This window comes from Ruegeria sp. H8 (assembly GCF_056532905.1).
Genome location: NZ_JBQFNY010000002.1, coordinates 167,561 through 191,024, shown reverse-complemented (window position 1 = coordinate 191,024; position 23,464 = coordinate 167,561). Strand labels below are relative to the sequence as shown.

The 23,464-nt window shown below is 59.6% G+C and carries 19 protein-coding genes; 8 read left to right on the top strand and 11 right to left on the bottom strand.

Annotated elements, in window-relative coordinates; translation table 11 throughout:
• Positions 1 to 23 precede the first annotated feature (23 nt).
• Positions 24 to 3,089 carry an aminotransferase class III-fold pyridoxal phosphate-dependent enzyme gene (locus tag ACR0A2_RS07315; protein WP_480834595.1) on the top strand — a complete coding sequence of 1,022 codons (3,066 nt, stop codon included), beginning with the start codon at positions 24 to 26 and terminating at the stop codon, positions 3,087 to 3,089.
• 50 nt (positions 3,090 to 3,139) lie between these two features.
• Here the strand turns inward: ACR0A2_RS07315 and ACR0A2_RS07310 are convergent, their stop codons facing one another.
• Entirely contained in the window at positions 3,140 to 3,616 is a 477-nt protein-coding gene (locus tag ACR0A2_RS07310; RefSeq protein ID WP_480834594.1) for a hypothetical protein, read from the bottom strand.
• Positions 3,613 to 3,780 carry a hemin uptake protein HemP gene (gene hemP / locus ACR0A2_RS07305; protein ID WP_083445319.1) on the bottom strand — a complete coding sequence of 56 codons (168 nt, stop codon included), beginning with the start codon at positions 3,778 to 3,780 and terminating at the stop codon, positions 3,613 to 3,615. Before hemP ends, ACR0A2_RS07310 begins: the two co-directional genes overlap by 4 nt.
• Positions 3,781 to 3,986: 206 nt before the next feature.
• On the opposite strand from hemP, the gene gph reads away from it, so the two are divergent.
• Positions 3,987 to 4,646, top strand: coding sequence for a phosphoglycolate phosphatase (gene gph, locus ACR0A2_RS07300; protein WP_480834593.1), 660 nt, complete (start codon positions 3,987 to 3,989; stop codon positions 4,644 to 4,646).
• A gap of 754 nt (positions 4,647 to 5,400) precedes the next feature.
• Here the strand turns inward: gph and dld are convergent.
• From dld to ACR0A2_RS07280, 4 genes are all read right to left on the bottom strand, one after another.
• Complete coding sequence (gene dld, locus ACR0A2_RS07295; RefSeq protein WP_480834592.1) at positions 5,401 to 7,080, bottom strand: D-lactate dehydrogenase; 1,680 nt, start codon at positions 7,078 to 7,080, stop codon at positions 5,401 to 5,403.
• 18 nt (positions 7,081 to 7,098) lie between these two features.
• Positions 7,099 to 8,250, bottom strand: coding sequence for an alpha-hydroxy acid oxidase (locus ACR0A2_RS07290; protein WP_480834591.1), 1,152 nt, complete (start codon positions 8,248 to 8,250; stop codon positions 7,099 to 7,101).
• A 12-nt stretch (positions 8,251 to 8,262) separates the two neighbouring features.
• Positions 8,263 to 10,326, bottom strand: coding sequence for a TRAP transporter large permease subunit (locus tag ACR0A2_RS07285; protein ID WP_152458931.1), 2,064 nt, complete (start codon positions 10,324 to 10,326; stop codon positions 8,263 to 8,265).
• 120 nt (positions 10,327 to 10,446) lie between these two features.
• A complete protein-coding gene (locus tag ACR0A2_RS07280) occupies positions 10,447 to 11,496 on the bottom strand; it encodes a TRAP transporter substrate-binding protein (protein ID WP_152458932.1) in 1,050 nt (349 codons plus the stop codon).
• A gap of 334 nt (positions 11,497 to 11,830) precedes the next feature.
• Between ACR0A2_RS07280 and ACR0A2_RS07275 the strand changes: the two genes are divergently transcribed.
• On the top strand, positions 11,831 to 12,604 hold the full coding sequence (locus ACR0A2_RS07275) for a FadR/GntR family transcriptional regulator (protein WP_152458933.1): 774 nt from the start codon (positions 11,831 to 11,833) through the stop codon (positions 12,602 to 12,604).
• Positions 12,605 to 12,718: 114 nt separating this feature from the next.
• Here the strand turns inward: ACR0A2_RS07275 and ACR0A2_RS07270 are convergent, their stop codons facing one another.
• Together ACR0A2_RS07270 and ACR0A2_RS07265 are read right to left on the bottom strand one after the other, a co-directional pair.
• On the bottom strand, positions 12,719 to 13,231 hold the full coding sequence (locus ACR0A2_RS07270) for a tetratricopeptide repeat protein (protein WP_371809266.1): 513 nt from the start codon (positions 13,229 to 13,231) through the stop codon (positions 12,719 to 12,721).
• 84 nt (positions 13,232 to 13,315) lie between these two features.
• On the bottom strand, positions 13,316 to 13,798 hold the full coding sequence (locus ACR0A2_RS07265) for an Lrp/AsnC family transcriptional regulator (RefSeq protein ID WP_152458934.1): 483 nt from the start codon (positions 13,796 to 13,798) through the stop codon (positions 13,316 to 13,318).
• A gap of 108 nt (positions 13,799 to 13,906) precedes the next feature.
• Between ACR0A2_RS07265 and putA the strand changes: the two genes are divergently transcribed.
• Together putA and ACR0A2_RS07255 are read left to right on the top strand one after the other, a co-directional pair.
• Positions 13,907 to 17,305 (top strand): bifunctional proline dehydrogenase/L-glutamate gamma-semialdehyde dehydrogenase PutA, encoded by a 3,399-nt coding sequence (putA, locus tag ACR0A2_RS07260; RefSeq protein ID WP_480834590.1) that lies wholly within the window; start codon positions 13,907 to 13,909, stop codon positions 17,303 to 17,305.
• Positions 17,306 to 17,347: 42 nt separating this feature from the next.
• Positions 17,348 to 18,091 carry a rhomboid family intramembrane serine protease gene (locus ACR0A2_RS07255; protein WP_480834589.1) on the top strand — a complete coding sequence of 248 codons (744 nt, stop codon included), beginning with the start codon at positions 17,348 to 17,350 and terminating at the stop codon, positions 18,089 to 18,091.
• A gap of 18 nt (positions 18,092 to 18,109) precedes the next feature.
• Here ACR0A2_RS07255 and ACR0A2_RS07250 read toward each other — a convergent pair whose 3' ends face one another.
• Together ACR0A2_RS07250 and ACR0A2_RS07245 are read right to left on the bottom strand one after the other, a co-directional pair.
• Positions 18,110 to 18,895 (bottom strand): inositol monophosphatase family protein, encoded by a 786-nt coding sequence (locus ACR0A2_RS07250; protein ID WP_480834588.1) that lies wholly within the window; start codon positions 18,893 to 18,895, stop codon positions 18,110 to 18,112.
• Positions 18,896 to 18,993: 98 nt separating this feature from the next.
• Positions 18,994 to 19,899, bottom strand: a complete 906-nt coding sequence (locus tag ACR0A2_RS07245) for a LysR family transcriptional regulator (protein ID WP_171725953.1) — start codon at positions 19,897 to 19,899, stop codon at positions 18,994 to 18,996.
• Positions 19,900 to 19,993: 94 nt separating this feature from the next.
• Here ACR0A2_RS07245 and metF point away from each other — a divergent pair, with 94 nt between their 5' ends.
• Positions 19,994 to 20,860 (top strand): methylenetetrahydrofolate reductase [NAD(P)H], encoded by an 867-nt coding sequence (gene metF / locus ACR0A2_RS07240; RefSeq protein WP_480834587.1) that lies wholly within the window; start codon positions 19,994 to 19,996, stop codon positions 20,858 to 20,860.
• 230 nt (positions 20,861 to 21,090) lie between these two features.
• Entirely contained in the window at positions 21,091 to 21,756 is a 666-nt protein-coding gene (locus ACR0A2_RS07235; protein ID WP_480834586.1) for a J domain-containing protein, read from the top strand.
• Between the two features lie 49 nt (positions 21,757 to 21,805).
• On the opposite strand, the gene ACR0A2_RS07230 is transcribed toward ACR0A2_RS07235, so the two are convergent.
• Positions 21,806 to 22,324, bottom strand: a complete 519-nt coding sequence (locus tag ACR0A2_RS07230; protein ID WP_152458940.1) for a YHS domain-containing (seleno)protein — start codon at positions 22,322 to 22,324, stop codon at positions 21,806 to 21,808.
• Between the two features lie 235 nt (positions 22,325 to 22,559).
• On the opposite strand from ACR0A2_RS07230, the gene yghU reads away from it, so the two are divergent.
• A complete protein-coding gene (yghU, locus tag ACR0A2_RS07225) occupies positions 22,560 to 23,438 on the top strand; it encodes a glutathione-dependent disulfide-bond oxidoreductase (RefSeq protein WP_480834585.1) in 879 nt (292 codons plus the stop codon).
• The last annotated feature ends 26 nt before the right edge of the window (positions 23,439 to 23,464 follow it).

The following is a 23,464-nucleotide window of genomic DNA, read 5'->3' as shown; positions in this document are numbered from 1 at the left end:
GCGCGATCGGAGCGGAGACGGGAATGGACGATTTGAGTGCTTTTTGGACGGCCGCGCTGCGGCAGCTCTGGGGGCTGGACGCCCGTTTGACGCGGTTGGATGGTGAGTATGATCTGAACTTTCGGGTGCACGCCACCAATGGTCAGGATTACGTGCTGAAGGCCATGCGGGCCGGATGCGATGCGGATCTGGTTGATCTGCAAATCAAGGCGCTGGCACATATCGCTTCTGAGGCACCGGGGCTGCCGTTTCCCAAGGTGTTCCCTGATCTGACCGGCGCAATGCTGCCCGAGATTGCCGATTCTGAAGGACAGCGCAGGCTGGTTTGGCTGTTGGAGTGCCTGCCGGGCCAGTGTTACGCGAAGGCCGCTCCAAAATCCGAAGAGCTGATCCTGAAACTGGGCCGTGTATTGGGGGCAACCGACCGGGCCCTGGAAGGGTTTGAGCATGAAGGGTTGCACCGGGCCGGTTTCAAATGGGACCTGATGCAGGCGGGCTGGATTGCTGACAAGTTAAACGCGATCTCTGACCCCGCGCAGCGGGCACTGCTGACGGAAATCTGTGAGGGGTTCGCTGCAATCGCGGATGTCCTTGCGGACCTGCCGAAACAGGCCATCCACAATGACGCCAATGACTACAACATTCTGGTCGAAGGAGAACTGGGCGAGCGGCGGCGGATTTCGGGCCTGATAGATCTGGGCGACATGTGCGCCGCGCCGCGCATCTGCGATCTGGCAATTGCCGGCGCGTATGTCGTGCTGGATCACCCCAAGCCGGAACGGGCGCTGGCTGCGTTGGTAAAGGGCTATCACGCGGCCAACCGGCTGCGGGCGGATGAGGTTGACCTGATCTGGCCGTTGCTGAGGATGCGGCTTGCCGTGTCGGTCGTCAACTCGACCCTGATGGCGGCCGAGAATCCGGATGATCCTTATGTGACGATCTCTCAGGCGCCTGCTTGGCGGTTCCTTGAGAACACGTCAGTCAATGGCGGGCTGATGTCGGCGCGGTTGCGGGCGGCTTGCGGCTTGCCCGTGGTTGATGGGGCTGAACGCATCCACACCTATCTTCAGGAACACCGGGGACATTTTGCCGACATGTTCGGCCAGGACCTGGGCGATGTGCCCATGGGCTCGCTTTCGGTCGAAAACTGCGTCTGGCCGCAAGACCCGTTCCACATGCCTTTGGCCGAGGCCGCGCGCGTTGGCGAGGAATACGGGCAGGACCTGTGGCTGGGTTACTACAACGAGCCCCGCCTGATCTATGCCGAGCCGGGGTTCCGCAAGGGCCCCTGGAAAGCCTCGGACCGGCGGACGGTGCATCTGGCCGTGGACGTGTTTGCGCCTGCCGGGACGGTTCTGCATGCGCCGATGAGCGGGCGGGTCGAAGTGGTCGAGAACCGCGACCAGCACCTTGATTACGGCGGGGCGATCATCCTGCATCACGAAACGCCCGAAGGCGACCCGTTCTATACGCTCTATGGCCATCTGGACCCGGAATGCTGTGACCGGCTGAAACCCGGCGACCCGGTGGCACAGGGGGCCGCGTTTGCGCGGTTGGGCGATGCCGGCCAGAATGGCGGATGGGCCCCGCATGTGCATTTCCAGCTGGCCCTGACCACCGATGGCATGGAAGCGGACTGGCCCGGTGTCGGAGACCCGGACGAGCTGGAGCTGTGGCACGCGGTCTGCCCGAACCCGGCGGCGTTGCTGAACCTGCCGGATGACAAGGTGTTCTATCACCCAACTGACAAAGCGGACATCCTGCACAAACGGCGGGCGCATTTCGGGGGCAACCTGTCCCTGACCTATGACGATCCGGTCATGCTGGTGCGCGGCTGGAAGCATCACCTGTTCGACGAATGGGGACGCCCCTATCTGGATGCCTACAACAACGTCCCGCATGTGGGCCATGCCCATCCGCGCATTCAGGCCGTGGCTGCGGACCAGTTGAAGCGGATGAACTCGAACACCCGCTATCTGCATCCGGCACAGGTGGAATTTGCCGACAAGATCCTGTCGAAGATGCCGGATCACCTACAGGTCTGCTTTTTCGTCAATTCGGGAACCGAGGCAAACGAACTAGCCCTGCGGCTGGCCCGCGCCCATACCGGCGCAAAGGGGATCGTGACGCCGGATCACGGCTATCACGGGAACACGAACGCTGCGGTGGCGATCTCGGCCTACAAATTCAACAAACCGGGCGGCATCGGGAAAGCCGACTGGGTTGAACTGGTCGAGGTTGCCGATGACTATCGCGGGTCATTCAGGCGTGACGATGCGGACCGGGCACAAAAATTTGCTGATCTTGTCGATCCGGCGATTGCCGCCCTTCGGGATCGGGGACAGGGCGTGGCCGGTTTCATCGCGGAAACCTTCCCGTCCGTCGGCGGACAGATCATTCCGCCCAAGGGCTATCTGCCTGCGGTTTACGAAAAAATACGTGCTGCGGGGGGTGTTTGCATCGCCGATGAGGTGCAGACAGGTCTGGGACGGCTGGGTGAGTATTACTTTGGCTTCGAACACCAGGGCGCGGTTCCCGATATCGTGGTGATGGGCAAGCCAATCGGAAACGGGCACCCGCTGGGCGTGCTGGTGACAACCCGCGAGATCGCGGACAGCTTCAACAACGGGATCGAGTTCTTTTCGACCTTTGGCGGTTCAACCCTGTCCTGCCGGATCGGCAAAGAGGTGCTGGATATCGTCGATGACGAAGGGTTGCAGGACAATGCCCGCCGGATGGGGGATCGTCTGATGGCGGGGCTGCGCCAGATCGAAGCCGACTTTGGTTGCGTTGGCGACGTGCGGGGTATGGGGCTGTTTCTTGGCGTGGAACTGATCAACCCCGATGGAAGCGAAGGCACCGAGATTTGCAGCTATGTCAAAAACCGGATGCGCGATCATCGCATCCTGATCGGCAGCGAAGGGCCCAAAGACAACATCCTGAAAATCCGCCCGCCCCTGACCATCGAGGCCGAGGATGTTGACATGATCCTGTGGGCGCTGCGGGATGTGTTGTCCGAGGTGGGCGACTTTACCCCTGCCCCTGTTTGCGATCATGACCATCACCATGCCGGATGCGGGTGCTGCTGAACGAAAAAACCCCGGCGCATCGCCGGGGTTCAACCGTTTCACACTCAGGGTCAGTGGAGCACGGCCGAGGGGGTCTGGTGGCCGGTGGTCGGCATTTTGAAACCTGCGGTCATACGTCTGAGAGTCAGCCCCAGTTCTTCCGACAGAGATGCCAGCGCGGGGGCAAAATCCGGACGTACGATCAAAGACGCCAGCATCATCGCATCTTCACGCGCCCCTTCCGACGCTGCCGCGATCATCTGGGCAAAGCAATTCTCATCCGCGCCAAGGCATGCACATCCAAGACCATGCCGGATCAGGGGGCGGCGGCCATGGGTGGCGCATAGCGAGCACAAGCGATCCAAAGTCAGCATTGCCGCACGCCCGCAATCCACGCCCAGCGCGACTTGGAAATCGCTGGCAGCGTCGGCACGACCGCCCTCGCCTTCGCTCCACATCCGCAGGTACATCACGGCACCCGCTTCGATGGGATCGAGATCGGCAAGGCGGCCAACCGCTGCGCCGCCGCGCTTGAAAGGCGCGCTCATTTCGTCAGGATCAGTTTGCCTGCACGGGTGATGCGCAGGGTGTAGAGTTGATCGCCAAGTTCTATATGGGCCAGGTTGCCGCCCTTGGTCAGATCCTCGGCCTTGTGCGCGGGAAGCATCGAGACAGCGTAACCTTGGGTTGGGGTCGGGTTCTGTACGTTCATCGGGACATCTCCAGAGCGTTTCGGCATGGTGCCATATCTATCGCGTTTCAATTGATTTGGCTGACCCCGAAAGGGCTGGCTTTCTGTTCCTGCCGCTTAACCTGATTAAATTAGTAAGGATTGTCAAGCATCGTTTTGAAACAGGCGATTGCCCCCCGGTACAAGGCGGGTTAGGTCTTGGGTCGGGCGATGAAGGGCAAGCAAACATGACCGCAGCAGTTGTATTCGATCTGGACGGAACGCTGGTGGACAGCCTGGGCGATCTGGCGGCGGCGGCCAACCGCACGCTGAACGACGTTGGGCATGATCCATTGGCAACGGACATCATCAAAGGATTCGTCGGCAACGGTTTACCCAAGCTGGTCGAACGCATGATCCGGCATTGCGGGCTGCCGTTGGATCGCCACACGGAACTGACCCAACTGACCCTCAATCACTACAATTCCGCGGCCAGCGAAACGACCGTTCCCTACCCCGGCATCCCGGAGGCATTAGCCAAATTGCAGCAAATGGGATGCGTTCTGGGCGTCTGCACCAACAAACCCGAAACACCGGCGCGGCATGTGCTGGAGGCACTGAACCTGTCCCGGTATTTCGGCGCGGTTCTGGGTGGCGACAGCCTTTCGACGAGAAAACCGGATCCCAACCATCTGTTCGCAAGCTTCGATGCGCTTCAGACGTCCGGCACGCGTCTGTTCGTCGGCGACAGCGAAGTTGACGCGGAAACGGCTGCGCGTGCGAAGATCCCGTTTTTGCTGTTTACAGAAGGATACCGGAAAACACCGGTCGCCGAAATTCCACACACCGTGGCCTATGGCGCATCACAAGATTTGCCCGCCCTCGTCGCCGAATTGATCAAAAGCTGACGCCGGGCGCAAAGATCATCGCGCCCTTCGACGCCCGTAACGATCCGCATAGCCACTGATCCCGACTGCCATGACCCCAAAAAGTTAAGAGGGGCCGGCCGAGGGGGTGTGGCCAGCCCCTCATCGGGGAAAGTTAATACCGTGTGTGTTTGTGTGGTAAGTACGGTAAGTTATGTTTACCCCTGTTTGTCGCGGCGCGAAATTGGGGGTTTCCCGTAGTTCCCCAAAAAATGCGAAAAATAAGGGAAAAATGGCGTTTTTCCGGCCCCGGTCCTCTGCAAATTTTCGCATGCAAGACAGGCTTCCGGCCCGCAGCTTCGCAGGGATGATCTGCAAGCCGATTGCAAGCCAAGGGTAACCCTAGGAAAACCTGTCAGAAATCACGCGACCCTGAAATTACCTGAACAGAAGGGTGCTCTGTCAATTGACCGCATGAACCCGCCGGTTCAAATCCCGGACAGCCTGACAAATGCGTGTGTGTGATACTCAAAACCGAACGATCTGTGCCATACGCGGCTGAATTCCACGTCTCAACGCGAAATTCTCTGCCGATTTCGACGACCCCGACTGCGCCGTCCGAATCTCCCCTATTCTTGGCACGCGCCGTTAATTCGGTTCTGGCAGCCTTCTGCGCGGCAGATGCTTGCGGGGTTGCGCTCAGGATATCAGGCTGTCGGGCACCAACACCCTTTTCATCAGAACCCGACGAATCTGTCGGCCGTTTTCACAGCAACCTGCCGCGCAGGAAAACCGGCTATTGGTAATTCTTCGCCTTGGACATTTTGCCGATACCGGGATTGAACGAGTTGGTCGGGTCACAGCATTTGTAATGTGCCGCCAGGTCGGGCTTGGCCTTGTAAAGGTGCCCCACGTTATGTTCAGCAGGGTATTCCGCGCCGCGTTCGTCAAACAGTTTCAACATTGCGGCCTTCAGAGCTTTTGGGTCAGCCCCTTTTTTGACTATGTAGTCTTGATGCATCACGTGGCACATAAAGTGCCCGTAATAGAGTTTGTGAACCAACTGGTCTTCGATCTCAGGCGGCAGCTTCTCTAGCCAGTCCTGGTCGTTGCGGCGCAGTGCGACGTCAAGTGCGATGATATCTTCGACGTCGTCCGAATGGATTGCCATGTAACGCACCGCCGCGCCTGCCGCCGCAAAACGATGAAGGCCGGCGATCCTGGCCTCGCGCGCATCACATTCGAAAAATCCGCCATCCCGGCCACTCAGAAATCGCGGCAACCACGCAGCGGCCTCGGACACACCGTCATCCTTCATTTTCAGGATCAGGTGATGTTCGTATTTGTCGCGAAAATCCGTCATCCGTTTGGGCAGGACACGGGGCCATAAAGCTATTGCTGCCTGCATGAAACGATCAGTGAAATTTCGCAAAAACGGAATGCGCCGCAGGCGGGCATCCACGGCGCCTTTCATCGCAAAGAACATTGGCAGACGGTCCGTGCCAAGCTTGTCGATCATCACGACCGTGTCCTTGCCATAGCGTGCTGCAATATCGAACGCTTCGCGATGCATGTATTCGGCCGAAACCGGCAGCGATTTGAACTCTGACAATATGTGGCGCCGCAGGTCCGCCAGATCGTCGGGATTGTTGGTGCCCACATAGAACACCTTCTCGACCTCGTTCTTGGGAAAGGTGTCAAGGCGCACGGCAAAAACGGCCAGCTTCCCGGCCGAGCCCGAAGATTCGAAAAGCCTGGCCTTGTCCGCATTGAACCGCGCAGGCGTTTCTGCGTTCACGTCCCGCACGATCTGAGCGTAGTCGCTGGCCGATGCGCGTTTGTTGGTTGCCCCGGGATTGCGTTCGAACCTGCCTGCATCGAGGTTTGCAAGGATCTCTTCCGGCGTGCTGCCCAGATCGATGCCCAGATGGTTGACCAGTTCCAACTCACCCTGTTCGGTGATTTGCGCATAGACGGAAAGTTCCGTGTAAACCGGACCGCGCTCTACCAGAGAACCGCCGGAATTGTTGCATACCCCACCCACGATCGACGCGCCGATGCAGGACGAACCTATCACCGAATGCGGCTCGCGTCCGAACGGGGCCAACAGTTTTTCCAACGCAAAAAGCGTGGCGCCCGGAAAGCTGACGATCTGCTCTGCGTCGTTCAAGGGCACCAGAGTATCCATCCGGCGCGTGTTGATCAGAACTACGTCACGGTCATAGGTGCCGGACGGCGTAGACCCTTCGGTCAGGCCAGTATTGGCCGCCTGCATGATGACGATCTTGTCGGCTGCAACGCAGGCTTGCAGGATCTTCCATTGCTCCAGCAGGGTCCCCGGCTGAACAACGCACAGCGCCTCACCCTCGCCCGAGCGGAAACCGCGCCGAAAGCGCTCTGTCGCGCGCTCTCCAATCAGCACGTGACGCGTACCGACGATAGAGCGGAAATGTTTGATCAACGCGTCATTGGTCATATCGGCCCCCGTTTCGGGTTAAGGATTGCGGAAACGAATATTTTCGCGGCTGAGCTGGCCAACACTGGTGACACCCATCAGCTTCATGTCGCGCTCGATCTCGGCACGCATCAGCCCAAGGGCCCGTTCGACCCCAGCCTGCCCCGCGGCAGCCAGAGGATACAGGTAGTGCCGCCCGATACCCACGGCCTTGGCCCCGATCGACAGCGCCTTAAGCACATGGGTGCCACGCTGAATGCCGCTGTCCATCATCACGTCCAGCTTGTCGCCGACGGCATCGACAATCTCGGCCAGTTGATCGAACGGCGTGCGCGATCCGTCCAGTTGGCGGCCACCGTGGTTCGACAGGATGATGCCGGTGCAACCGATCTCAGCCGCGCGTTTGGCATCCTCGACGGTCATGATCCCCTTCAAGCAGAACTGACCATCCCAGTCGCGCACCATCTGCGCCACGTCATCCCAGTTCATCGACGGATCCAGCATGTCGGTGAAATACCCACCGATCGAGCTGGCCCCACCGCCCATATCCACATGTTCCTCAAGCTGAGGCAGCCGGAACTTTTCATGGGTGACATAGTTGATGCCCCACATCGGCTTGATCGCAAACTGTATCATGCCGCCCAGCGTCAAGCGGAACGGGATCGAGAACCCCGTGCGCAGATCACGCTCGCGGTTGCCGCCGGTGATGCTGTCGACGGTCAGCATCATGACCTCGACACCGGCCTCTTTGGCGCGCTGCATCATGGCGGCGTTCAACCCGCGATCCTTGTGGAAGTAGAATTGATAGACCTGCGGGTTCTTGTGTTTTTGGCGCAGCTCCTCCAGCGAGACGGTGCCCAGAGAGGAAACTCCGAACATGGTGCCGTATTTCTCGGCCGCCGCTGCGACGGCGCGCTCGCCCTGATGGTGGAACAGGCGCTGCAACGCGGTGGGTGAGCAATAGACCGGCATGTCCAGTTTCTGCCCCATCACCGTGACGGACATGTCCACGTCCGAAACCCCGCGCAGGACCGAAGGCAACAGATCGCAGCGGTCGAACGCCTTGGTGTTTTCCCGATACGTCACCTCATCATCCGCGCCACCGTCGATGTAATTGAAGATCGGCGCCGGCAGCCGCTGTTTGGCCAGCCGCCGGAAGTCGTGGAAGTTATGACATTGGCTCAGACGCATCCGATAAGCTCCTTAGTAGGCGACCGAGGGCAACCAGGTGGCGAGGGTCGGCCACAGGAACACTAGCGCCAATCCGGTCAATTGCAGCAGGACAAATGGGATGATGCCCTTATAGATATGCGTCAGCTTGATCTCGGGCGGGCAAACACCTTTGAGATAGAACAAGGCAAATCCTACTGGCGGCGTCAGGAAGCTGGTTTGCAGCGTCACCGCAACCAGGATCACGAACCACACCAGCGCCGGTTCATCCAGAACGCCAAAGCCGGGGATGTCGATGCCCAGACCGTTCACGATGGGGCGCATCAGGGGCAGCACGATAAGCGTGATCTCGATCCAGTCCAGTACGAAGCCCAGCAGGAAGACGATGAACAGGATGAACAGAATTGTCCCGTTGGCGCCAAAGCCGGTGGATTGCACCACGTGTTCGATCAGCTCATCCCCGCCCAACTCGCGCAGCACGTATGAGAACACGGTCGCACCGAGGAAGATCGCAAAAATGTAGGCGGTGGTGTTGAAGGTCGACACCAGCACGTTCCACAGCTTGGCAAAGGTCAGCTTGCGATAGCCCAGCGCCAGCAGGGTCGCACCCAAGGCACCGATGCCGGACGCTTCGGTTGGCGTGGTCAGACCGGCAAAGATCGACCCCAACACGGCAAGGATCAGCATCAGCGTCGGGATGACTGCGATCAGCACGTCCTTCACGGCTGCCCAGTCGGGGGCTTTCGCGCCTTCGGGTACGGGGGCCGCGTCGCGTTTCACCAGAGCCAGAATGAAGATGTAGGTCAGATACAAGGCGCCGATGATCACGCCCGGGAAAACCGCGGCCATGAACAGGTCACCGACTGACAGGGCCATTTGATCGGCCATGATCACCAGCATGATCGAGGGCGGGATAAGGATGCCCAATGTCCCCGAGGCCGAAACCACGCCCGCCGCCAGCGTCGGCTGGTACTTCTGCTGCATCATCGACGGCAGCGACAGCACGCCCAGCAGAACAACCGAGGCACCAATGATGCCGGTCGAGGCCGCCAGAATGATCCCGATCAGGGTCACGGTGATGGCCAGTCCTCCGCGCACCGTCCCGAACAGGCGCTGCATCGAGGACATCAGACGCTCGGCCACTCCGGATTCGTCCAGCATCAGCCCCATGAAGATGAACATCGGGAGCGCAACCAGAACCGCGTTGGACATGGTCGCGTAGACCCGGTTCACCACAGCACCCAGGGTCAGGTAATCAAGCCCGGTAAAGGTGCTTTCCAACCCGGTCCACAGCATCAGATCGTTGTCGAACAGATAAGCCAGACCGCAATAGGCGACGCCGACACCGGCCAGCACCCACGCCACCGGGTAACCGGTGAACAAAAGCGCGATGAAGGTCAGGAACATCGCGATGACCAGCTTTTCCTCGGTCGTTTCGACCAGGAAGGTCAGGCCAACACAGACGGCAGCGAATACCGCCAGTACCAGAAGAATACGGCGCAGCGGCGCGCCTTCACGTTCTGAGGCCGGCCCGTAGATCAGCGCGTGCCCGTCATGGATCAACCGTGCCAACGCGGCCAGCGCCAACAGCACAAAGCTGATCGGAATCACCGCCTTGAAAGCCCAACGCGCAGGCAGGCCGGTTGGGCTGTCCGAGCGTTCGTTGACGCGGAAGCTTTCGTAGAAATAATCATAGCCCTGATCGACCATCAGATAGATGAACGGGGTCAGCAGGGTCAGGATGCCGATCACCTCGATGATCCGCTGCGCGCGGCGCGAAAGCTGCATATGCAGGACGTCCACACGCACATGGCTGTCAGTGATCAAGGCATACGAGATGCCGATCATCGTGACGATTCCATAGAAATGCCACTGGATCTCATCCAGTTTCGGGTAGTTCTGGCTGAGCAGGTAGCGCAACGAGACCTGTGCGAAGATCGCGCCCATCAGCAGGACATTGGCCCACATGACGACATGACCTACAGCCTTTACCCCGGCATCGATCGCGACGGCGATTTTCTGGCGGTCGGAATCGGGGTGTTCCAGGATGCCTTCATAGGCTTCGACCGGATCGTTGAGGTTCTTTTGGGTGGTCATGGTCATTCCTCGCTCAGCAACCCGGAATACGGGTAGTGAAAGGTTAGAAAGTCCGAAGATCGAAAAGCAGGAACCGGAGCGGCGGATCGGGCCGCCCCGGCAACGTCAGTGAGGGAGAGATTACTGACGTGGGAGGAAGGCGTTCGTCTTCCAGAGGTTATAGCCGTCACGGAATTCGTTCATGTCGGCCAGAACCTTGGCAAAGAAGGCATCATTGGCGGCTTCTTCTGCGGCAACCTCTTCCCAGGTCGCGCGGAAGGTATCCAGCATCTCGGGCGACCACTGCTTGATGGTGACGCCGTTGTTTTCAACGTTGTCGATCAGGGCCGCGTGCTGGATGGCTTCGCCTTCGGCAAAGCTGTCCGCCATCGAAGCCTTGCAGGCGCTTTCGATGATTGCCTTGTGCTGATCGCTGGTTTCGTTCCAGACGTCCTTGTTGATCAGCAGTTCAAACACGGTCGCCTGCTGATGCCAGCCGGGGAAATAGTTGAACTTGACCAGCTTGTGGAAGCCCAGGCGCGCGTCGATGGCAGGCATTGAAAACTCGGTCGCGTCAATCGCGCCTTTTTCCAATGCGGGGAAGATCTCGCCACCTGGCAGCAGCGAGGTCGCCACACCCAGTTTTTGCATCACCTTGCCGCCCAGACCAAAGAAACGCATCTTCAGCCCGTTCAGGTCCTCGGGCGAATTGATTTCGGACGCGAACCAGCCCGAGGTTTCCGGCGCGATGATGGCACAGGGCAGTACTTTGACGTTGTAACCGGCCTGATCATACATCTCCTGATACAGGGTCATGCCGTTGCCATAATACAGCCAAGCCATGTATTCGCCCGCCTCGGGGCCGAACGGCACGGCCGAGAACAGCGGCGCAGCCGGGATTTTTCCGGCCCAGTAACCGGCCGTGGTGTAACCCGAGTTGATCTTGCCGGTGGACACGGCGTCCAGAATTTCGAAGGGCGGCACCAGTTTTCCCGGCTCGTACACCTTCATCTTCAGCGTGCCGCCGGACATCAGTTCCAGCTGATCAGCCACACGTGGAATAGGCGAACCCAGGCCCGGCAGTTCGGTCGAAAAGGCAATCGGTGTTTTCAGCAGCAGCTTGTCCGCCGCAACTGCGGGTGCCGCCAGCAGGCTGGCGGCCACGGCCAGGCTTGTCAGGGTCTTCTTCATGAAATCTCCTCCAGGGTTGGTCGGGTTTTCTCCGATCAGTGGCGCAGGCTCTTCCAGCGCCGCTCCGGTGGTAAACTAACTTTACCAGCTTAAACCAGTCAATAACTTTGTTTACCACTGGCGCCGATCGAAACTGGAATCTCGCCTTCTGCAAGCCCTGCGAAATCCCGATACGACTGCCTCAAAAACCAACAGATTCTCCAAAAATCATTCAAAAACAGACATGTACTTCACATCCGGGAAGAACAGCCTCGCGCTTGAAATCTGAACGGATATGGTTATCTTTGTTTACCAGTTATTCTGGTTATTTCAGCGTCACACGGGGCAATATCTCATGAACACCACGGCGATTTTTGAACCGGTTGGACACGAATCGCTGGCTGATGCGGTGGTTTCACAGGTCGAGGACCTGATCGCTTCGGGCATCCTGAAGCAGGGCCGAAAACTGCCTTCCGAGCGCGATCTGGCCGAGATGTTGCGCGTGTCGCGCCCGAAGTTGCGCGAGGCCCTTCAGGTGCTGGAAGAACGCGGGCTGGTCACAACGCAACACGGTGAGGGAACATTCGTCGCGGCCCTGACCGGACAAGCCATGATGCCCGCGCTTCTTGCTTTGTACGAACGCCACGAGCCGGCTTTCTTCGACTATCTGGAGTATCGCCGCGAGCAGGAAGGTTTCGCGGCCCGGCTTGCCGCACGTCGCGCCACCAAGGCAGACAAGGAACGGATTTCCGAGATCCTTGATGAAAACGAGCGTGCCTGGCAGGAGCAGGACGCCAAGGCTTCGCAAGAGGCGGACTTTGCGCTGCATTCCGCGATTGTGGATGCCAGCCAGAACGCGACCCTGATCCACATGATGGCGTCGATCTACGAACTCACCCGCAAGGGCGTTTTCTACAATCGCGACTTCTTGCGCACGATTGACGGGACCGGCGAAAAGCTGCTGCAACAACATCTCGAACTTGGACGCGCGGTGATCGAAGGGGATGAGAAGCGGGCCGAAAAAGCGGCAAAGGATCACATCGACTTTGTTGAAGAATCTTTCAAACTCGGGATCGAGCAGCGGCGACGCGAAGCCATGGCCGAAAAGCGCCGGATACTGTCACGCTGACGGCTTTGCCACCCATTTGCCCTTCTGATTGCGGGGCCCCAGTCCCCGAGGTGGCCGCGAAAGGCACCTGTTTGGCGATTTGCGACCGGTTTCCAAACTTGCCCGATCCGGCTGTCAGATATCTTCTCCGGGCGGCTCCAGAAGGCCGCCTGGCTCCAACAAGGCCCGCTCGGACAGCCACGGGTTGAGCTCAAGCGCCTCGGACAGTGCTGCGCGCGCGTCTTCCAGGCGTCTCAACCCCAACAGGGACAAAGCCCGCCCACTCAGCGCACCGATATGGTTTGGCGACATTTCGATCGTGACATTCAGGTCGCGCAATGCCGCGTCAAAATCCTGCCTCAGATAGTTTACGAAAGCCCGCTGATTGTAGCCTTCGGCGTAATCCGGGCAATATTCGACAAGTTGGTTGAAATCGTCCAATGCGCCCGACAAATCCCACGCCTCTCGTCGCGCCATTCCCCGATCCAGCAGGGTCTGCGACCGGGCATCCGGCGCGTCTGTCCAAAGTTCCCACATTTGATTCGAGATGGCCCGGGCATCGCTTTGCGATTGCGCCTTTTGGACCTGCTTGATCAGCGCATCCACACCTTCGATATGATCCGGAGCCGTGGGGCATGTCTCGGCCATGGCCGAGCATGAACACGTGATCAGTAAAAACGTTGCAGCACAGGTTCGCATCACGAAACAAGGGTGGGCCATAATTCCGCCGCGTCAAGGCTGATGTTCAAAACCGCCCAGCATACCGGTTTCCTTCACGGCCTCCATCGCAACAAAAGTTGAGGTATTGGCGACATGCGGCAGAGACGAGATCTTCTCGGCCAATACACGGCGGTATTCCGACATCGTGGCGGTGCGCACTTTCAGAAGATAGTCAAAATTGGACGCGATCATATGCGCCTGCTCGACCTCGGCGGTTTTGCGGACGGCTGCGTTGAACTCGGCCAGCGCCTTTTCGCGGGTATCGGTCAAACGCACCTCGACAAACGCGACGTGATCCAGCCCCAGCCGGATCGGATCCAGCATCGCCCGATAGCCCGTGATCACTCCGCTCGCTTCCAGCCGTTTGAGCCGCGCCTGCGTCGGAGATTTCGACAGCCCGATCTCGCGCGCAAGATCGGCCACCGAGATACGGCCGTCCTCGGCCAGAATTCTTAGAATCGACCGGTCAAACCGATCAAGATCAGGAAAACTCATTTGAACTGTCCGCTGCCAAAAATTCAGATCATTCTCCTTTGATTACATCAAATTCAGTCCGTTGTCCTGATTTTTCCGCATTATATTACCACAAAGACCGGAGGACATATGTCACACAGCCTGCGCACCCTCATCGATACTTCCACCTATGCCGATCAGTCGGCAGTTCTTGAGACTCTGATCTCTCAGGCCAGCCTGACGGACACGGATCGCAGCGCCATCGGCGCCACGGCTGCGCAGCTTGTGCGCGATATCCGGTCCAGCACCTCTCCGGGTTTGATGGAGGTGTTTCTGGCCGAATATGGCCTGTCCACCGACGAAGGCATCGCCCTGATGTGCCTTGCCGAGGCGTTGCTGCGTGTGCCGGATGCCGACACGATTGACGCGCTGATCGAAGACAAGATCGCGCCCTCCGATTGGGGCAGGCATCTGGGGCAATCCTCGTCCTCGCTGGTGAACGCCTCGACATGGGCGCTGATGTTGACCGGAAAGGTGCTGGACGAGGGCAAGGCGTCTCCGGTCGGGGCGCTGCGCGGTGCGATCAAGCGGTTGGGCGAGCCGGTGATCCGCACTGCCGTGGCACGCGCGATGAAAGAGATGGGCCGGCAGTTCGTTCTGGGGGAAACCATTCAGTCCGCCATGGATCGCGCACGCGGGATGGAGGAGAAAGGCTATACCTATTCCTACGACATGCTGGGCGAAGCAGCCCGAACCGAAGCGGACGCGGCGCGCTATCACCTGTCCTATTCCCGCGCCATCTCGGCCATTGCCGAGGCCTGCATCCATGACGACATCCGCGCCAACCCGGGCATTTCGGTAAAACTGTCCGCTCTGCACCCCCGTTATGAGCTGGCACAGGAACAGCGTGTGATGGACGAGCTGGTGCCGCGACTGCGGGCGCTGGCCCTGCTGGCCAAGGCGGCCGGAATGGGCCTGAACGTCGATGCAGAAGAGGCGGATCGCCTGTCGCTGTCGTTGCAGGTGATAGAGGCGGTGATGTCCGACCCGGCCCTTGCGGGCTGGCACGGGTTTGGCATCGTGGTTCAGGCCTATGGCCCGCGCGCAGGCCTGGTCCTGGATACGCTGCATGGCATGGCCGAACGTCACGATCGCCAGATTATGGTGCGATTGGTCAAAGGCGCTTATTGGGATACCGAGATCAAACGCGCGCAGGTCGAAGGGGTGGATGGCTTTCCCGTCTTCACGCACAAGGCGGCAACCGACGTCTCCTATATCGCCAATGCACGCAAACTGCTGGGCCTGACCGATCGGATCTATCCGCAATTTGCCACGCACAACGCGCACACGGTCAGCGCCATTCTTCACATGGCCAAAGATCAACCGTTCGAATTCCAGCGCCTGCACGGCATGGGCGAGACCTTGCATCAGATCGTGATGGACAAGCAGAACACCCGGTGCCGCATCTATGCACCTGTGGGGGCGCATCGCGACTTGCTGGCTTATCTGGTTCGGCGCTTGTTGGAGAACGGTGCGAATTCATCCTTCGTCAACCAGATTGTGGACGAGGATGTGCCGCCGGAAGTGGTCGCTGCCGATCCGTTTGTTGCGATCCGGACCCCTCCGCCCGCACTGCCGACCGGGCCGGAATTGTTCCAGCCTGAAAGACCGAATTCCAAGGGTTTTGACCTGCATCACACACCAACCCTGGATCAGATTGATGCGGCACGGGATCAGTTCCGCGCCCATCACTGGTATGCGCAACCCTTGCTGGCCGATGCGGCCAAACCCGACGCGGATGAGCCGGTGATCAATCCGGCACGGCCGCAGGACAGGCCCGGCGCGGTGGCCCCAGCCAGCGCGGCGGATGTGGAAATGGCATTGGCCTCGGCCAACCCCTGGGATGCCCCCGCTGCCGAACGCGCCCGCATCCTCAATGCCGCAGCCGATCTTTACGAAGCCCATTATGGCGAGTTGTTTGCCCTGCTGGCGCGTGAGGCTGGGAAGTCGCTGCCCGATGCGGTGGCCGAACTGCGCGAGGCGGTGGATTTCCTGCGTTACTATGCAGCCAACATCCCCGATGCCGAACCCGCGGGGATTTTCACCTGCATCAGCCCGTGGAACTTCCCGCTGGCGATTTTCTCTGGGCAGATCTCCGCCGCGCTGGCTACCGGAAACGCGGTTCTGGCCAAGCCTGCGCCCCAGACGCCCCTGATCGCCCACCGGGCCGTGCAGCTGCTGCACGAGGCGGGGGTGCCACGCGATGTGCTGCAACTGTTGCCGGGTGGGCCCGCCGTGGGTGCGGCGCTGACGTCGGATCCGCGCGTCTCGGGCGTGGCCTTCACAGGGTCAACAGCCACCGCGCTGAAAATCCGTGCGGCGATGGCCGGATCCATGCGCCCCGGTACGCCGCTGATCGCGGAAACCGGCGGTCTGAATGCGATGATCGTCGACAGCACCGCCCTTCCCGAACAAGCCGTGCAGTCGATCATCGAAAGCGCCTTTCAGTCGGCGGGCCAGCGCTGTTCCGCCCTGCGCTGCCTGTATTTGCAGGAAGACATCGCCGATGACGTTCTGACCATGCTCAAAGGGGCGATGGATGCGCTGTCGGTCGGCGACCCCTGGCTCTTGTCGACGGATTGCGGACCGGTGATCGACGAACAGGCCCGTCAGGGAATCGCCGAGCATGTGACCAAGGCGCGCCACGAAGGGCGGGTGCTGAAAGAGCTTCCGTTGCCGCCCGAAGGTATCTTTGTTGCGCCGACACTGATCGAGATCCCTGGCATCGCCGCGCTGGAACGCGAGGTGTTCGGCCCGGTGCTGCACGTCGCCCGGTTCAAGTCGCAAGAGATCGACAAGATCATCGCCGATATCAACGCCACCGGATACGGCCTGACCTTCGGCCTGCACACCCGCATCGACGACCGCGTGCAGCATGTGACCGAGGCGATCCATGCGGGCAACATCTATGTGAACCGCAACCAGATCGGCGCCATCGTCGGGTCTCAGCCCTTTGGTGGCGAAGGATTGTCAGGCACGGGCCCCAAGGCGGGCGGGCCGAACTACATGATCCGGTTCTGCGCACCCGACCGTCAAAGCACGGCGGATACTTGGGGCGCCGTGGCTGATCTGCCTGCGGCACAAGGTCAACCTGCGCAGGTCAAAACCCGGTCCCTGCCCGGCCCGACCGGTGAATCGAACCGCCTGAGCGAGTATCCCCGTCCGCCTCTTTTGTGCTTGGGACCCGGAGAGGCCGCAGCGCGTGCGCAGGCCGATGCTGTACACGCGCTGGGTGGCACCGCCATTCAGGCGACCGGGATGCTTGACCTGCACCGGTTGGAAAACCTGACCGGCATTTCGGGCATGTTGTGGTGGGGAGATGACGAAACAGCGCGGCAGATCGAACAGCATCTGGCGCGCCGCGACGGCCCGATTCTGCCGCTTATACCCGGCAAGCCCGACCGCGCGCATGTTTTGGGTGAACGCCATGTCTGCGTCGACACGACCGCGGCGGGCGGAAACGCCGCTTTGTTGGGAGGTGCGGCATAAGCTTGCCTTGACGCTGGGCGCACAAAGGCCCAGCGTCACGGCATGTTTCCGATCCGCGACCATAACCCCTCGGGGCGCACACCTTATGTTGTCTATGCCTTGCTGGCGGCCAATACCCTGATCTTCCTCAGCTATGCGGGGATCATGGATGATGGGCCACGGATCGGCAGGCTGTTTTTCGACTACGCCATCATCCCGGCGCGGGTCAGCGACGGGTTCGGGCTGGAAACCCTCGTGACATCCATGTTCCTGCACGGGGGGTGGATGCACCTGGCCGGCAACATGCTGTTTCTGTGGATCTTCGGTGACAATCTGGAAGACGAGATGGGCCATCTGCCCTTCCTGCTGTTTTACATGGCAGCTGGAATCGGCGCGGGCCTGATTCACGTAGTCACCGGGCCCGAGTCCCAAGTTCCCACTGTTGGGGCCTCGGGCGCGATTGCGGGCGTTATGGGCGGGTATCTGTTGCTGTTCCCGAAAGCACGGGTGGATATCCTGCTGATCCTGATCGTCTATTTCAGGGTCTTTACCATTCCCGCCTTCATCATGCTGGGCGTCTGGCTGGCGATACAGTTCTTTGGCAGCGTCACCAGCAATCCGGACGAAGGCGGCATCGCCTATTGGGCCCATACCGGGGGGTTTGCCGTTGGCCTGATCCTGTGCATACCGCTGTGGCTGAGACGCGGCGGAATTCAGTTCTGGGATCGAACCCATGGACACCCGCCCCACCCGGAGGCGAAGTACAAGTTGTCACAATCCCGCATTCCGCGCGTTCCGCGCCGCTAAAGCCGGTTCAAAGGGCGCCTAGCCCCGGATCACCTTGGCGAACTGATCGAAGATCGGTTCGTTCGAACAGATCACTTCACCATCGTCCAGCACGTTGCCTTCAGGGTTCAGCGCCTGCACGAAACCGCCAGCCTCTTTGACGATGATCACACCGGCGGCCAGATCCCACGCATTCAGGCGGCGCTCCCAGAAGCCTTCGTACCGGCCCGCGGCCACATATGCCATGTCCAGCGCGGCGGCGCCCCAACGACGCACACCGGCGCAGGCGGGCATCAGACGCGCCAGATCCTGCAAAGTCGCAGGCAGGTCCGAGCGGCCACCAAAGGGCAGACCGGTCGCGAAGACCGATTCAATCATGCGATGACGACCCGACACGCGAATACGGGTGTCGTTCATCCAGGCGCCCTCACCTTTTTCAGCAAAGAACATCTCGTCCTTGGCGGCGTCATAGATCACGCCGGCAACGATCTTGCCCTTGTGTTCCAGTGCTATGGAAATCGCCCAATGCGGCAGGCCGTGCAGGAAATTGGTGGTGCCGTCCAGCGGGTCGACGATCCAGCGGCGGGTCGGATCCTCGCCATCGATGGAACCGCCCTCTTCGGCCAGCCAGCCATAGGTCGACCGTGCGCCCAGCAGCTCTTCTTTCAGGATGGCTTCGGCGGCAATGTCGGCCTTCGAGACGAAATCACCAGCGCCTTTCATCGACACCTGCAGATTCTCGACTTCACGGAAATCCTTGACCAAAGAACGCCCCGCCTTGCGCGCGGCCTTGATCATGATGTTGAGATTTGCGCTGCCAACCATTGTCAAAAGGCTCCTGTCCGGTCAAACCGCGCGTATACTGCCGCAATGCGCCCTTGCCAAGAGGAATGATGCGCATAACAGACCCGCAGGAAACGCCGTTACTGGGATTGCAGCTTGCGCGCTTCTTCCCGGGCCAGTTTCACCAGTTCCTGCACAAAGGGTTTCTCCAGATCTTCCGACCGGACGGCGGCATAGAGACGCCGTGTAATGCCCTCTTTCGTCAAGGGTCGGGTGACGTAGTCCGAGTTGTATTTGACCTCGCGCACGACCCAATCCGGCAGCACTGAAATGCCCCGGTTCGACGCGACCAGCAGCAGAATGACGGCGGTCAGTTCCACCTGCCGGATCGTTGCGGGCTCAACCCGCGCCGGGATCAACAGCTGGCTGAACACATCCAGACGCGTGCGTTCCACCGGATAGGTGATCAGGGTCTGACCGCGAAAATCCTCGGCCTCGATATAGTCTTTCTTGGCCAGGGGATGGGTCGAAGCGGCCACAAACACCGCGTTATAATCAAAAAGTTCGACAAATTCGACGCCCGGCAGGTCTTCGGGATCGGACGAGACCACCAGATCGACCTCTTCCTTCTGCAAGGCCGGAAGCGCGTCGAAGGCCAGACCGGGGCGGATATCGACATCGACGTCACCCCAGGATTTCCTGAAGGATTCGAGCACCGGGAACAGCCATTCGAAACAGGCGTGGCATTCGATGGCTATGTGCATCCGCCCCGTGCGCCCGTCCCGCAGCGAAGAAAATTCATTCTGGGCGGCTTCGACCTGCGGCAGGATCTGCTCGGCCAATCGCAACAGGCGCAAACCGGCAGCCGACAGTTTCATGGGTTTGGAGCGGCGCAGAAACAGCTCGACCCCGGCCTGATCCTCCAACCCTTTGATTTGATGGCTCAATGCGGACTGGGTGATGTTCAACTGATCCGCAGCGCGGGCCAGCCCGCCGCATTCATGGATCGCCTTGATGGTGCGCAGGTGCCGGAATTCAATATGCATTTCAAACAGCATTCATGTTGTTGTTGAGTAATATGAGTTTGTTTCACAATGCTCGCCATGGCACAAGAGGCTCAGTTGATCCAGTGAGGCCACGATGTCCAAACCTGAAATTTCCTTCGAGTTCTTTCCACCCAAAACTCTGGAAGCCTCTTTCCGCCTTTGGGACACGGTCCAGACATTGGCCCCTTTGGATCCCCGCTTTGTTTCCGTCACCTACGGCGCTGGTGGCACGACGCGTGAACTTACGCGCGACGCGGTTTCGACCCTGCACAAGTCATCGGGCCTGAACGTGGCCGCTCATCTGACCTGCGTCGATGCTTCGCGGCAGGAAACGCTGGAGATCGCAGACACCTTTGCCCGCGCCGGCGTGCAGGACATCGTCGCCCTGCGCGGCGACCCGCCGAAGGGTCAGGACAAGTTTGTGCCGCACCCCGACGGGTTTTGCAGTTCAGTCGAACTGATCGAGGCACTGGCCGAAACCGAAATGTTCAGCATTCGTGTCGGGGCCTATCCCGACACCCACCCCGAGGCTGCCAACATGGCTGCGGATGTGGACTGGCTGAAGGCCAAGCTGGACGCAGGCGCAGACGAAGCGCTGACGCAGTTCTTCTTCGAAGCCGAGACCTTTTTCCGGTTCCGCGATGCTTGCGCCAAGGCCGGCATCGACAAACCGATCGTGCCGGGCATCCTGCCGATCGAGAACTGGGCAGGTGCTCGCAACTTCGCCAAGCGCTGTGGCACGCATATTCCCCAGTGGGTCGAACAGGCATTTGAAAAGGCGGTGCGCGATGGGCGTGAGGATCTGTTGGCCACGGCAATCTGCACAGAGCTGTGTTCAGACCTGATCGAAGGCGGCGTGGACAAGCTGCACTTCTATACACTGAACCGTCCCGAACTGACGCGCGATGTCTGCTTTGCACTGGGCATTACACCGAGCGTTGAGTTGGAAAACGTCGCCTGACTTTCAAAAAACCCAATGATTCGCCCGGGTTACGTTTACGCCCGGGCGTTTGTCGTTTCAGAAGATGTGCACTGTTTCACAACCCCGCCCCTGAAACGGCGCCTTTGAGGGACAATTGAATCTCAGCATCGCGATTGTTGTCCCCAGCCCGGCAAATCATCCCAGAAATTTGACAAAACTATGACTGTGACCACACTGGTTCTGTGTAGTTTGTAAAGAGTGTTTTGAGTATGGAACCTGTCGATAAAGTGCGGGCGCGCGCGGATGCGTTGGCGGATCTGGGGTTGAGTCCCTGCGCCGGTTCCCAAGAGATCAGGGACGCCTGGAGGCAGATCGCCTTCCATTCACATCCCGATCACAAGGATGGGGACAGTTCCGGTTTTTCGCGCGCCAAAGCGGCATATGATTTTCTGCGCAAGGAAGGGTTGGTTACAAAAGGTGGTGCCAGTTCCGGCCCTCCGCAACCACGCCGACCCCGCTTGAAAAAGCGCATCATCGAACTTCCGCTGGAGGATATCGCCGCCTGCAAGGCGATGCTGAATCCCGACCAGAGGTTGCCACAAATGCCGGATGAAGCGGATGTTCAGGACAGATCTGATGCATGTGTCTCGGATCACGTTCCCGACGCGGTCGGGTGTTACGGGCGGCATCTGACCTATTTTGTCACCACGCCCGTGCATCATGGGGCAAATCGCGTGGCCTTGCCAACGACCGTCCTGACCAACGCGCGTCACACCGCGGCTGAAATTCTGAGCTTCCAGTCAAAAGATACCGGCGCCGGAGAAGTCATCATCCCCGATACGATCCGCGAACGGAAGTTTCCGGGGGCCAAAAGTGTGCGGATCAGGTTTGATGCCGATCAGGATATTCGGGATCAATTCTGGCTTGCGGGGTAACGGGCTCAGCCCGGCTGGACCAGCCGGGCCTGGTTCTTTTGATGCCGGATCAGTTTGAAACCGGGCCTTCCGACGTGAATTTCGGGATCACATTGGTCGAAGCGTCGCTTGGTTCGATACCGGGCCAGTTTCCTTCGGCAAGATTGATATTGCCTGGAATGTCTTCCTCGAAAAATCCGACAACCACGTCGGTGATGTTGAGATACAGCTTGTCATCCACGATCCGCCACAGGTTCGGATTTGCCGGAACCTTGCCACCACGCGACACGCCGTAAGCGCAGTGCCCATCATATTGCGGCGCGTAGTATGCTGGGTTTTCAAGAAATTTGTCGCGGTTTTCCTCGGTCGCAAAAGCCCAGGTCGCACCGTTGTATTCGGCGGTGATGTTGGCATTTCCGCGCACACCTTCGGGCTGCGACTGGCCCACCGGCATCTGATCCAGGCTGCGATAGGCAACGACATCATAACCCGAAACAGCAAAACCTGTGCCGTCGATATATTGAGGGCCGGCCAAAGCCGGAACCGCCAGCGCTATGGCCGCAGCGAGTGTCAATGCAAAGCGTTTCATGTCGTTCATCCTTTTCGGGTCAACTAAATCCGTGATGCCTTGCGGCAGGTCTGACAGGACAATATGCGATTCCCAAGCGGTGCGTAGTCCCCCTAACGCCGCTGTGACCCGACACGAGAAAACGTGAGAGTTTGGCGGCGGATTGTTACAGAATACGCCAGTTGAGTAGGGTTGGACTCGGCGGTTTGCAATATTAGCTGTATGGCAGCCCTGACATAGGCAAGAAAGGCAAGTGATGAGCGACCAATCCTCGTATACCCCTCCAACGGTCTGGACCTGGGACAGTAAAAGTGGCGGACAATTCGCCAACATCAACCGACCGATCGCCGGAGCGACCCATGACAAGGACCTGCCGGTTGGACGGCATCCTCTTCAGCTGTACTCGCTCGCGACACCCAATGGCGTGAAAGTCACGGTGATGCTGGAAGAGCTGTTGGCACTTGGTCATGAAGGCGCTGAATACAACGCCTGGCTGATCAACATCGGAGACGGCGATCAATTCAGCTCGGGCTTTGTCGAGGCCAACCCGAACTCGAAAATCCCCGCGCTTTGGGATCGGTCGGGAGACAAACCTGTTCGTGTTTTTGAAAGCGCCTCGATCCTGTTCCATCTGGCTGAGAAGTTCGGCGCGTTTCTGCCCGCATCCGGCCCGGAGCGGACCGAGGTGATGAACTGGGTGTTCTGGCAGATGGGCAGCGCGCCGTATCTGGGCGGTGGATTCGGGCATTTCTACGCCTATGCTCCCGAGAAATGGGAATACCCGATCAACCGTTTCGCCATGGAGACCAAGCGCCAACTGGATGTTCTGGATCGTGAACTGGCGGAAAAAACCTTCATCGCGGGCGAAGACTATTCAATCGCCGACATGGCGATTTGGCCCTGGTACGGCCAGTTGGTTCTGGGCCGCCTTTACAGCGCGGCAGAGTTCTTGGACGTGGACTCCTACAAGAACGTCATGCGATGGGCCAAGGCTATCGACGCGCGCCCGGCGGTTCAGCGCGGCCGCATGGTCAACCGCGCCTTTGGCGAGCCGCACACGCAGCTTCACGAACGCCACGACGCCAGCGATTTCGAAACCCGCACGCAGGACAAGTTGGAAGCAGCGGCGGAATAAACACATACCGGGCGCAACGACACGCG